Raw genomic sequence first — 11,728 nt, forward strand, 5'->3', positions numbered from 1 at the left:
GGCATCGTCTCAGTGGACGAGGGCGGCCTCCGCCTCGTCCCAGGCGGGGTTCAGGTCTTCCTTCTTCCCTCGGGTGAGGAGGAATCCGGTGAGAGAGGCCGCGACCATGGTCACTGCTGCGGCCAGGAACACGGCCTTGTAGCCGTCGGTGAATGCGGTGAGCTCGGCCGTTCCGGACGCGATGGCGGAGTCCGCGGTGCTCGCGTAGAACACGGTGAACACCGCGAGACCGATGGACCCGCCGATGTGGAAGACGGAGTTGACGACGGCGGAGGCCACTCCGGCGTCCTCGTTCTCGACCCCGAGAAGGGCGAGGTTCTGGACGGGCACGAAGAGCATGGAGAGTCCGATTCCGAGCACGACCAGGGCGGGCAGGACCTGGAGGAAGTAGTTTCCGTCCGGGGTGATGCCGAGGAGCAGGAAGAGCCCTGCTGCCGAGACGAGCGGCCCGACGATCATCAGGGGTCGGGGGCCGAACGTGTTGAGGATCTTCGTGGTGACGGGCGAGAACGCCATGATCGCGACGGTCATGGCGAGGTTCGCGAGCCCTGCCATCAGCGGTCCCATTCCGAGCACGATCTGGAAGTAGAACGCGAGATAGAGGATGGCCCCGATCATCACGGCGCCATTGGCGGCCTGGATCAGGATCGCGCCGCCTCGCACACGACGCAGGATGACGCGCAGGGGCAGCAACGGCTGGTCGACCTTGCGTTCGATGAGCACGAAGACGGTCAGCAGGACGATGCCGAGTGCGAGGAAGGCGACGGTGTCGATCGCGCCCCATCCGTGCTCAGCCCGCGTGAACCCGTAGACGATCGCGCCCAGTCCCAGGGTCACCGTGACGGTTCCCCAGACGTCGTAGCGGTTGTCTCCTTCCGCCTTGCTCTCGCGGAGCACGAGAGCCCCGCCGACGAGGCCGAAGGCGACGAAGACCAGGTTGACGAAGAGGCACCAGCGCCGTCGTCAGGACAGTTCGACACCGAGGGGGTCGGGCCTCACCTTCCGACGTCGGCAGGAGAGGATGGCAGACTGGCGGCCGACGCTGTCGCACCCGCTCGTGCGGCCGCGTCGACACCCTCCGGGCCGCGTCAGCACCCGCCGTCCCTAGCCGCTCACTCGGACCGAGGGAGCGGCGGAATCGATCACGACATGGAATCGAACCCACCCAGCGGTGAGGAGGTCCTGCCCTCTCCTCGGACGTCTCCTCGCGCGACGCGACCCAACAACCGGACTCGGATCCTCGACGCCACGGTACGCGCCGCGGCGCGGGAAGGATCTGTCCGCGTCACGCTCGAAGCGACTGCCGAAGAGGCTGGGCTGACACGCGGCGGAATGATGTACCACTTCCGCGATCGAGCCGATCTCGCCCATGCTCTCCAGGAGCACGTCGCGGCCGGCTGGGAAGCCCAGCTGATCGACGTCGCGGGGAAGACGGCGGACGAGGCCACCTTGACGGAGCGCGTGAGTGCCTACGTCACCGTCGCCCTGACGCCGTCGACGCACATGCAGATCGGACTCCTCCAGGCCACGGGCAGCGACACCGCTCTCCGAGCGCCGGTAGCGGAGGTGCGCCGAAGGTGGACGCCCTCCGCAGAGGAGACCGCGACCGATCCGATCGCTCTCCGCCAGTTCATCGCCTGTCTTGCCGCTGACGGCCTGTGGTCACACCACTCCCTCGGAGGCGATCGGATACCGGACGACACTCGAGCCGCGGTGATCTCCGAGATCATCCAGCTCTCCAGCACGGGGTGATGCACGAAGGGCACTTTCCGGCGCGAGGCGGATCCCGGTCGGAGGAGCTCGACCGGGACCGAGACTCTTCCTTCTGCGGTCGAGGATCAGGACAGGCCTGTCCCCGGACCCGGCTCCTGGGTCGAGGCGAGCCCCAGGCCGGCCTCGCACTGCTGAGGATGCAGCAGGGACGGCCTCCTCGAGGAGCGCCGCCATCGCGTCGCGCCACGGCAGCACGGTCGCGAACGCGGCGCCCAGGATGGTCGGCGACGCCTCGTGCTGCCCCGGAGCGCTCAGGACGCAGCCGGAGGCGACGTCCATGTCGAAGTCGCGCCACGCGGAGCGTCACCGACACGACCGGTCCGACGACGGCCGACCAGGAGACGTCCCGCGTGCGCCCGCACAGGCACTCCGCTCGTCAGCGGGACAGCAGCGCGACGTGGATCTCCTCGGCGAGGAGGTCCAGCGCTCTCGCGTGGGACGCCAGGAAGGCCCGGCCGTCGCGCGTGATCGAGAAGCGCTCGATGCGCTGCAGTGCGGTCCTCCTGCCTCTCTCCAGGAGCACCAGGCCCCGGCGGGAGAGCCGGAGGAGCCGCTTGCGCACCTCGAGGACCTCGACACGGTCGCCGGAGCGGAGGTCGAGGACTGCTCGCAGGCGGGTCTCGTCGCGGTTCTCTCCGGTCGCGAGCGCGATCAGGATGAAGACGTCGATGCTGCAGTCGAGCCCGCAGGCTCCGCAGCGGTTCGTGCACCGCGCAGAGCGTGCCAGGGACACGAGGAATCGATCGAGGCGCATCACGGGTATCTCCTGGGGAACGGCGGTCTCCTGCTGCAACGAGAGGAACGGGCCGGACCGGTCACGGTCGGCCCGCATCCGGGAGTCCGCTCAGGAGAGGTTCGCACATCAGCGATCGGTCCGGACAGCAGGATACGGCCCGATCGCCGCCCCGGTCCGCAGCCGGTGGTGATGCCGCCGCGGCGGGATCGTCGGGCGATCAGGGTCGAGGACCCGTCCGTACGGCGCAGGGGGGCTCAGGAGAGAGGGAGGGCGTTGCCGTTGATCAGCAGGAGGTCGTGTCCTCCGACGGCAGCTGCGCTCCCGGCCGCTCCGTCGTCCTTCTCCTCGGTGAGGGGGTGCGACTGCACGACCTTCGTCAGCACGAGCCCGGTGGTCGGGACGGTCCTGGTTCTCACTCTGTGGTGCATCTCGTCGGTCGTCCTCCAGAGGTGGCGGCGCTGCAGGTCGGGCGCAGTGCCGGTCGGGGCGGGACAGCGGAGGAGCGGGCGATCGTGGCGCCCGCTCCCCCGCCTTCTCAACGGCAGCTGCGTGCCGAGTAGTCGACGCTCGTCTGCGTGCTGATGGTCTTCCCGTCGACGACGGCCTTTCCTGTCGCGGCCACCGACCCCGCGGGGATCGAGACCGCTCGGGTGGTGACGGCGCTCGACGCGGACGATCCCGGAGCGACTCCGGTCACGGTCTTCGAGCCGAAGGCGGTGACGGTCGTGATGTCCATGATCGAGCGGCTGTCGTTCTTGACCACAGTGGTCAGGACGACCTTCCCGCTGACGCAGCGGGTCGACGCCGTGGCGGTCACGGTCAGCGGCGACGTGACGGTGACCTTCGCGGTCACAGTCCGGTTCGCGGGTGCGACCTCCTCCGTCGGCGTCAGATCGAAGACCGGCCGGCCGTCGGCGGCGTAGTGGATGCGGGCGAGACGGGTGTCGCGGCCGTCACCCCCGACTCCGTTGCCCCAGGTGTGGTAGACGTACACGTCGTTGCCGTCCTCGTCCTGGGTGACGGCTCCGTGGCCGGGACCCTGCTCGTAGGTGCGGTAGTCGAGGACGCCGTCGGGCATGGGAACGCTCTGCAGGAGCGGGGCGTCGTACTTGGTCCAGCTCGCGATGTCGGTCAGGTCACTGCCCTCCTTCGCCCAGGCGCCGCCCACGATGTACTTCGGGCTGACGCCGCTGCTGGAGTAGACGAGCGTGATCCTCCCGTCGCGCTGGATCGCGAACGCTCCCTCGGACAGGTGGTCCTCGAACGTCAGCGAGGGCACGATGATCGGGGTCGGCTCGCCGATGACGCGGGTGGGGTTCGCGGGATCGACCTTGGCGATCCAGGTCGCCGGGTCGCTCACTCCGTTGTCGACGTAGCGCTGGGACCAGGCGTAGTACGCAGTTCCACCGGACTCGAAGTAGGTCATGTCGAGGCTGATGTTGCGTCCCGTGCCGGGGCGTCCGAGGGCGCTCCCGTCGCTCTTCACGACGGCGCGCGGCGCGCTCCAGTCGGAGGGGTTCGCGGGGTCTCCGCCGTCGCGCAGCTGCATGATGTGCGCCTGCACCGTGAACCACTGACCGTTCTGGTTCGACTGGTCGTTGTCCGGGTTGAAGCACGGGGCGAACAGGATGGAGAGCTTGCCGCCGATCTCGTGGATCTCGGGGGCCCAGTAGCAGCCCGCGATCACCTTGCCCTCGGCGGTGCGGTCCATCCGCGTGGTGCGGTTGAGGAGGTCCACCTCACGGGCTCGTCCGCCGTTGTCGTCGCTGAGCTGGTCGATGCTGTCGGCGACCCGGATCGGCAGGTGCTGCGAGGCGACGTTGTTGTTGTTCGTGTCGTCCGTGGCGGTGAAGAGGTACTGCGTCTTCCCGTTGCGCTCGTAGCGGTAGATCGTCGGATCCGCGCGGTTGTAGGCGAACGGCTCGTTGTACTGCCGCTGGCGGACGGTCCCGGAGAGGTCGTACGTTCCCGGGCCCTTCGCGGCGAGGTCGGCGAGCTGCTGCTGGTTCCAGTCGATGCCGAGGCTGCCGGTCGAGCCGTCGTTGTAGGAGAGCTGCGCCTTCACTCCGGACAGGGCGGAGGTGTCGCCCTGATCGATCGTCTGCGGTGCGACCGAGGATCCGGTGTTGACCGTGCGGCCGAACTTCTTCACGAGCGAGTCGGCGACGGAGCCGGAGACCGTCAGCGCGCCGCCCGGCAGAGCGTCGGCGACGCGGCCCGGGACTCCGGAGAGGTCGGGAGCGGCGACGGTGGCGGGGCTTCCTCCGAGGACCGCACCGCGGTTCCCGTCGGTCACGACGACGCTGCGACGGCCGCCGTCCTTCGGCCAGAACGCCTGCGCGCGGAGCTCGGTGCGGGCGAGGTCAGTGACGGTCGTGTACTTCGCCGCCCCGGAGGAATCGGTCCAGGAGACGAGGTAGCGGTTCTGGTCCGTGTCGAAGACGGCCTTCGGCGCGACGACGCCGCCGGTGGTGCCGAGGTCGATGAGGCCGAGCTCGGTGAAGTCGGACGCGGTGGCGTCCGTGGCCTTGAAGATCAGAGCGCTCGAGGCCCCGGTGCCGTCGGACGCGCCCGACTGCAGGACGCGCGTGGCGATCACGCCGACGGTGCCGTCGGCGAAGGTGAACAGCGAGGGGTTCGCGAGGCCGCGGTTGTCGGCCTTGTCGGTTCCGAGGAAGACCCCGTCGGCGAAGAGGACTCCCGAGTTGCCCGAGAGCGGTGCTGCGTCGGCGACGGACGAGCCGAGTGCCAGGTGGAGGCCGCGGGCGATCGTGTCCTGGTTCGCCTTGTCCTCGCCGGTCGGCGTCCGGGTGTACGACACCACGGTCTTCGCCGTGGAGGCGCTGAGGACGGTGGTGCGGAAGGTCTTCGTCAGCGTGGTGGCGCCGACCTTCACGGAGGCGGTGAGCGCGAGTGCCCGGTCGGTCGCCGAGTCGTTCACGAGGCGGCTGCCGGACAGGCCGGCACCGTCCGCGCTCCACGACACGGTGTAGCCGGCGACCGTGGGAAGAGCGGTTCCGGAGGCGACGGTCGGCGGGACGACGAGGGCGGTGCGCAGGCGCGCCGTGGCGTCGGCCTCGGTGTCGGCGGCGACGGTGACGGTTCGCGCGGTGCCGGTGGCGGCGGATCCGGCGAACGTCGCGGTCGGGGTCAGGGTCACGGTGGCGTTCGCCGAGCCGGGTGCCGGGCGGCGCACGGAGCCGTCGGTGCCGATCACCGCGGGGTCGCTGCTCGCCCAGGTGAGGACGGAGCCGCCCGCGCCGCGGGTCGGGAGGGAGAGGTCGCTGGTGACGGGTCCGGTCACGGCGATGGTCGCCGCGGCGGCGTCCGATGCAGCGATCGCGGCAGCGGCCGGAGCCGCGTCCTCGCGCACCTGGTCCTGGGTCAGTGCGGAGGAGTAGACGTGCACGTCGTCCATCGCCCCGGCGAAGAGAGGGTCGGGGCCGTAGAACGACTTGCCGAGGAGGCCGGAGAAGGCGGAGGTGCCGACAGTCGCCGCTCCGGTCGCGGAGGTCGGGGTGGTCTGGGCGAGCCGGCCGTCGACGTAGGTCGAGACGCTGACGCCGCTGCGCAGGACCACGGCGACGTGGCTCCAGCGGCCGGTGGCGGCGGGACCGGAGTCGGCCGCGCGCTGCTCCGAGCCGTTCTTCACGGCACCGATCAGGCTGCTTCCGCACTGGGGCGTGGTGAAGAGGTACCGCTCGGTCGACTGCCCGAGCGCGTACGCCCAGCTGCAGTTCTGGTTCCCCTCCCAGCGCAGCCAGGCCGACATGGTCACGTCGGTGGTGGCCGCCGTGGTCAGTCCCGGCGCGATCTCGGCGTAGGCGGCGGAGCTGCCTGCGGCGCCGCCGGGGAGGCGGAGTGCGCGGTCGGTGCCGCCGCGCGGACCGGCGACGGTCGTCGCTCCGGTCCCGCGCACGGTGGCGGAGCGGCCGGCAGCGGAGTCGGTCAGGGTCGTGCCCGCGCCCACGGCGGAGCCGACGGCGGCGGACGAGGAGAAGTCGTAGGAGAGGACCGGGCTGGGCACCGCGGCCTGTGCGGGTGCCGCGCCGAGCGCAGCCCCTCCCGCTGTCAGGCTCGCGGCGACCAGGAGGGCCGTCGTGCGTCGGAACCGCATTGTTCGTCTACTTCCGTGGGAGAGGTGGATGCGGGGAGCACGGACCCAGGGTCCATGCTCCCCTGCTCCGGTGGCCGGAGGCCCCGGAACGGAGGAGGTCAGGGGAGGGGCGGCTGGACGCCGCCCCTCCCCTGTCACCGGCCTAGCGGCAGGTGAGCGCCGAGTACGGCGCGGTGGCCGTCCTGGTGCCGTTCGCGTCCTTCGAGGCGACGCTCACCTCGCCCGCGGTGACCGAGGTCGCCCGGGTGGTGAAGGCGGCGGACACGGACTTGCCGGGAGCGACCCCGGCGAAGGTCCTGCTCCCCCACTGCGAGCCGACGGTCATCTCGACCGTGGAGCCGCTCGTGTTGGTGCCGGTCGCGGTGACCGTCACCTTGCCGGCGACGCAGCGGCTCGCGGCCGAGGCCGTCAGCGACGGTCCGGGAGGAGCCGTGGCGGTGATGGTGGCGATGGCCGGCGTCGCTGCCGAGTTGGCGAGCTGTCCGCGCACCTGCACGGTGTCGCCCGCCTTCTTCAGCGAGCTGAGATCGGCGGTCGCCCACGTCACGGCGACCGTCTCACGGTGGCCGTCCTTGAACGTCGCGCCCACCGTGGCGGGCAGGTCGACGGTGGTCGATCCGGCCTGAACGGTCCGCGCCACGGCGTCGATCGAGGTCACCAGGAGCGACGGGTTCCACTTCGCGGCGAGCCCGTCGCGCTCCTTCGCAGTGATGGAGACGACGGATCCGTGGCGGGGCGACGTCGGCAGCGAGAAGCTGCTGGGGATCGTCCACTGGATGTCGCCCTCGAGCGAGTTCGTGCCGAGCGGGATGTAGCCGCGTCCGCCGTAGTTGTCGGTCCAGAGGAAGTACTTGTACCCCGCCCGGTCGCCCTCGTTGGTCTTGAAGATCTCGGGACCCTCGACCTCCGGCGTTCCGGCGGTGCGGCCGATGCAGGTGTCGATGAGGCTCCACGCACCGGAGGCGGTGGTGGCGCGGAGGTTCGTCGACTTCTGTCCGATGATGTCGGGCGAGGGGCAGCCGCTGGTCTGGGTCGCCTTCGTGAAGCGGTAGTAGGTGTCGCCGTCCTTGAGCATCGTGGCGTCGATCAGTCCGTTGCTCTTGTTGAGCGAGGGGACGTCAGCGGCCTTGAACCAGACCTCGGGGGTGGTGAAGTCGCGGAAGTCGCGGGTGGTGGACGTGAGGATCTGCGGTCCGTTGCCGTCCTCGACGTTGCGCGTGCTGTCGGTGAAGAGGGCCGAGGTCCAGTAGACGACGTAGGCGTCGATGGTGGGGTCGTAGGTGGCCTCCGGTGCCCAGGTCATGCCCGCGTTGGGCAGGTTGACCTCGACGTGGCGCTGCTGGCCCCAGTTGACGAGGTCCGTGGACTCCCAGATCTCGAGGTAGCGGCTGCCGCGGTTGGTCGATCCGCCGAAGCCGGTGGTGCCGACGGAGAGGTCGGTGGCCATCAGGAAGAAGCGGTCGCCCTCCTTCGAGCGGAAGACGAACGGGTCGCGCAGCCCCTTCGTGCCCATGGTGGAGGTGAGGATCGGCTGGGCGTCGTTCAGGGTCTTCCACGTGAGCGAGTCGTTGCCGTCGGAGGTCGCGAAGCGGATCTTCTCGCCTTCGATGCTGTCGCCGGTGAAGTACGCGAACAGGTACGCGTCGAGGTCGCTCGCGGCCACGGGAGCCGCGGCCGGAACGGTGCGCGTGAGCGTCCGCACGAGGGGCGTGGTGCCGGGCACCGTGACCGTCGCGGTGAGGGTGACGGTGGTGTCGGCGGACGGGCGCGTGAGCGAGCCCTTCGCGACGACGTTCGGCGCGGTGCCCTTGTCGGCGGAGGTGATGACGGCCTCGTTCGACGAGGTCCAGCTGACCACGGCGCTGGAGCTGTTCGCGCGCGCGGCGGTGGCGGCGACGTCGGCTCCGGTCGAGGGCAGGTTCAGGCTGCCGCGCACCGGTCCGGCGAGAGCGGGATCGTTGCTGATGCCGTCGGCGACGGCCCGGGCGAGCTCGGCCTCGGCGCTGTCACCGGCGGCGTACGCCGGGACGAACACGGTGGTGGCACGGCCGACGACGGCGATGCCGCCGTGGACGGCGGTCGGGGTCAGCGTGACGGTGGCGTCCGGGCTGCCCGCGGCGGGCCGGGTGACGACGCCGCTGGTGCTGACGACGCCGGGGGCGCTCGACGTCCAGGTGATCGTGGAGCCGTTGGCGCCGGTCGTGGGGAGGGCGAGGTTCGAGGTCACGTTCGAGGTGTCGCCGAGCGAGACGGCGGCGTCCTGGTTCGCGAGAACCGAGTGCACGGATGCGGCGCTCTGCTGCACCTGGCCGGCGGTGAGCGCGGAGGTCCAGACCTGCATGTCGTCGATGGCACCGGCCCAGTAGGCGTCCGCGCCGTAGAACGATTTGCCGAGGAAGCCGGAGAACGTGGACGTGCCGATCGCGGACGCGGCGGTGAAGGTCGTGCTGCCCTGGCCGACGAGAGCTCCGTCGAAGTAGGTCGAGACCGACTGACCGCCCTTGACGACGACCGCCATGTGCACCCAGCGGTTCGCGGCGACCGGAGTGTTGCCTGCGGCCCGCACCTCGGAGCCGCTCTTGATCGCGCCGAAGCCGGCCGGTCCGCACTTCGTGGTGGAGAGGACGTGGGAGTCGACGCTGGAGCCGAGCGTGAAGGGCCAGGTGCAGTCCGGAGCACCGCTCCAGCGCAGCCAGGCGGACATCGTGACGTCCTGCGTGCCGGCGGGGATCAGGCCCGGGGCGATCCGGACGTGCGGCGCGGCCGACGTGCTCGATCCGCCCGGGAGCGAGAGAGCGCGGTCGGTGGAGGCGCCGGAGGGACCCGCGACGCTGGTCGCGCCGGAGTTGATCAGGGTGCCGGGGTGGTTGCCCGGAGCGGAGTCGGCGACGACGGCTCCATTGGCGAGCGTCGCGCCGATGCCGTCGAACGAGTACTGCAGCGCGGGAGCGGGGACGGTCTCTGCGGCGCCGGCGGCGCCGATCGGTCCGAGTACGCCGCCGAGGCAGGCGATGGCGAGCGTCAGCGCGGCGCCCGCTCGGGGGAGGCGTGAGCGCCGGGTGCGCTCCTGCCGGGGGGTTCGTGACATGGGGGGTCCTTCAGGTGAGGGGTCGGAGGGGGAGGACGGAGCCCGCGCGATCGGCCGGCGGAGTGGTGAGTCCGGCGTCCGTCTGGCGGGGAGGGAATCGCCGGAAGGCGGCCCGGGACGCGGGCCTGGCGACCCGTGATCCGGAGGCGGAGGTCGACGTGGGTGCGAGGACGAGACGTCGCGCGCTGCGGGCGCCGACCGCGGTCACCGCGTGGAAGGTGTCGGCCGGGCCGACAGTCATCGGGGCCGGGCGTGGGCCTGCGGCGGGAGGGTGCGGCGGGAGGGTGGTGCTGTCGTCATCATCGACGTTCCTCTCAGGTTCGCCTTCGAACCGGTCGGAGTGGGACGCGAGGCGCGAGGACGCGCTTGCCCACTTCAGGTGACACCGTACCGACTTTTGTTAACGGTAACAATGGCGGATTCCCGGGCGATGCCGCAGCGACGGCGGGTGTGAGCGCTCTCTCCCTGCGAGCACGGGGATCCGCGTGGACGGATCACCCTCGCCCGGCGGGGCTCGGACCGGATCCGCTCGAGACCGGCACTTGACACCGGCTCCGCGACCGGTCGATGGTTGTCCACGTCAACATGCAGGTCGTGATCAGCTTCCCATCCCACTCGGAGCGTCGGCGCTGACGCGTCCCGCGGCGGGACGACCGGATCACCATCCCGGTCGCTCCGGCGCATCCTCTGCCGTGCTCCGATCCCTTCGGACACGGCTCCTTCCTGCGACCCTCATCCGCGTCCCTTCGGGGACGCCGGATGTCTGTGAAAGGCACCCATGTCCCGGACAACGAAGTCCCACCCCTCCAAGCGCCTGATCGGCGCCCTGATCGCGGCCGTCGTCGGCATCACGACCTTCGGCATCAGCTCGCCCGCCTCTGCAGCCACCGCCCCGGTCGGCCTCGGATCGGCGCAGGAGATCCGCAACCAGCACAGCAGCATGTGTCTCGACGACTTCGACTTCGGCACTCAGCCCGGAGCCGAGGTGCGGCAGTGGAGCTGCACCGAGGGGAGCAACCAGCGCTGGCAGGTCACCGACCTCGGCACCGGCTACGCCGAGATCAAGAACACCTTCAGCAACCTCTGCCTCGACAACTTCGACTTCGGCACCACTCCGGGCTCGGAGGTGCGGCAGTGGAGCTGCAACGGCAGCACCGCCCAGCAGTGGCGGATCACCTCCGTCGGCGGAGGCTACGCCGAGATCGCCAATCGGCACAGCGACCTCTGCCTCGACAACAAGGACTTCCGCCAGATCGACGGCTCCCCCATTCAGCAGTGGACCTGCACCGGCTCCAAGGCCCAGCGCTGGGCACTGACCGATCCGACCGTGCAGAAGATCACCTGGACGCTGAACCGCGTCGCGAGCCCGACCGCGGACGAGGCCGACGCCTACGCCCGCATCACCGACGCGATGGACCGCGCCGTGGCGCGCTACAACCGCCTCAGCAACATCTCCCGCTCCCTGACCGTCTCGTACAGCCCCGGAACCCCGACGGCCGATGCGAACATCTACGGCCAGATCCGCTTCGGCAAGGAGCGCGTCTACATGGTGGAGGGCACCGCCATGCACGAGATCTCGCACACCGTGGGCTTGGGCACGTCGACCACCTTCAACACGAACTGCGAGAACAGCAGCTGGGACTCGGCCCTGGCACTGCTGCGCACCTGGGACGGACCGGACGCGACAATCCAGTGCACCCCGGGTCACATCTTGAACTACGGCCTCAACTACAACAGCGAGTTCAGCCAGCTGAACCTCGAGCGCCACGTGAAGCTGGTGCAGTCCATGCTCAGTGACGGCATGTAGCCGTCACTCGAGGCACGCCCGAACGAGCATCCTCGCCGCCCCTCGCGGGCGGCCGGCGCCGGCGGGGCGGGGAACCAGAGCCCTCCCCCCCGCCGGCGCCGCATGCCCCGATGTCTCCCTCCGGAGGCGCGGGGCAGCGGAGCGCTCGGGAGTCGAGGAGGGCCCCTCGACCGGGTGGTCGCAGCCGACGTGCCGGACGCCGCACCC

At 70.5% G+C, this 11,728-nt stretch carries 7 protein-coding genes; 2 read left to right on the forward strand and 5 right to left on the reverse strand.

Annotated features, from left to right (window positions below):
- Positions 1 to 9: 9 nt before the first annotated feature.
- On the reverse strand, positions 10 to 897 hold the full coding sequence (locus C5C56_RS09710; protein WP_374954275.1) for an MFS transporter: 888 nt from the start codon (positions 895 to 897) through the stop codon (positions 10 to 12).
- Between the two features lie 252 nt (positions 898 to 1,149).
- Between C5C56_RS09710 and C5C56_RS09715 the strand changes: the two genes are divergently transcribed.
- Positions 1,150 to 1,752, forward strand: a complete 603-nt coding sequence (locus tag C5C56_RS09715) for a TetR/AcrR family transcriptional regulator (RefSeq protein ID WP_104269126.1) — start codon at positions 1,150 to 1,152, stop codon at positions 1,750 to 1,752.
- Positions 1,753 to 2,149: 397 nt separating this feature from the next.
- Here C5C56_RS09715 and C5C56_RS09720 read toward each other — a convergent pair whose 3' ends face one another.
- From C5C56_RS09720 to C5C56_RS09730, 4 genes are all read right to left on the reverse strand, one after another.
- Positions 2,150 to 2,530, reverse strand: a complete 381-nt coding sequence (locus tag C5C56_RS09720) for a hypothetical protein (RefSeq protein WP_104249689.1) — start codon at positions 2,528 to 2,530, stop codon at positions 2,150 to 2,152.
- A gap of 233 nt (positions 2,531 to 2,763) precedes the next feature.
- Complete coding sequence (locus C5C56_RS17835) at positions 2,764 to 2,925, reverse strand: hypothetical protein (RefSeq protein ID WP_181027229.1); 162 nt, start codon at positions 2,923 to 2,925, stop codon at positions 2,764 to 2,766.
- A gap of 119 nt (positions 2,926 to 3,044) precedes the next feature.
- Complete coding sequence (locus C5C56_RS09725; protein WP_104319486.1) at positions 3,045 to 6,626, reverse strand: family 43 glycosylhydrolase; 3,582 nt, start codon at positions 6,624 to 6,626, stop codon at positions 3,045 to 3,047.
- A gap of 142 nt (positions 6,627 to 6,768) precedes the next feature.
- Positions 6,769 to 9,714, reverse strand: coding sequence for an immunoglobulin-like domain-containing protein (locus C5C56_RS09730; protein WP_104319487.1), 2,946 nt, complete (start codon positions 9,712 to 9,714; stop codon positions 6,769 to 6,771).
- Positions 9,715 to 10,492: 778 nt separating this feature from the next.
- On the opposite strand from C5C56_RS09730, the gene C5C56_RS09735 reads away from it, so the two are divergent.
- Positions 10,493 to 11,521, forward strand: coding sequence for an RICIN domain-containing protein (locus C5C56_RS09735; RefSeq protein ID WP_104226029.1), 1,029 nt, complete (start codon positions 10,493 to 10,495; stop codon positions 11,519 to 11,521).
- Positions 11,522 to 11,728 lie beyond the last annotated feature (207 nt).

Origin of the sequence: Rathayibacter sp. AY1D1 (assembly GCF_002932635.1) — a bacterium.
In the GTDB taxonomy this organism is placed as follows: Bacteria; Actinomycetota; Actinomycetes; order Actinomycetales; family Microbacteriaceae; genus Rathayibacter.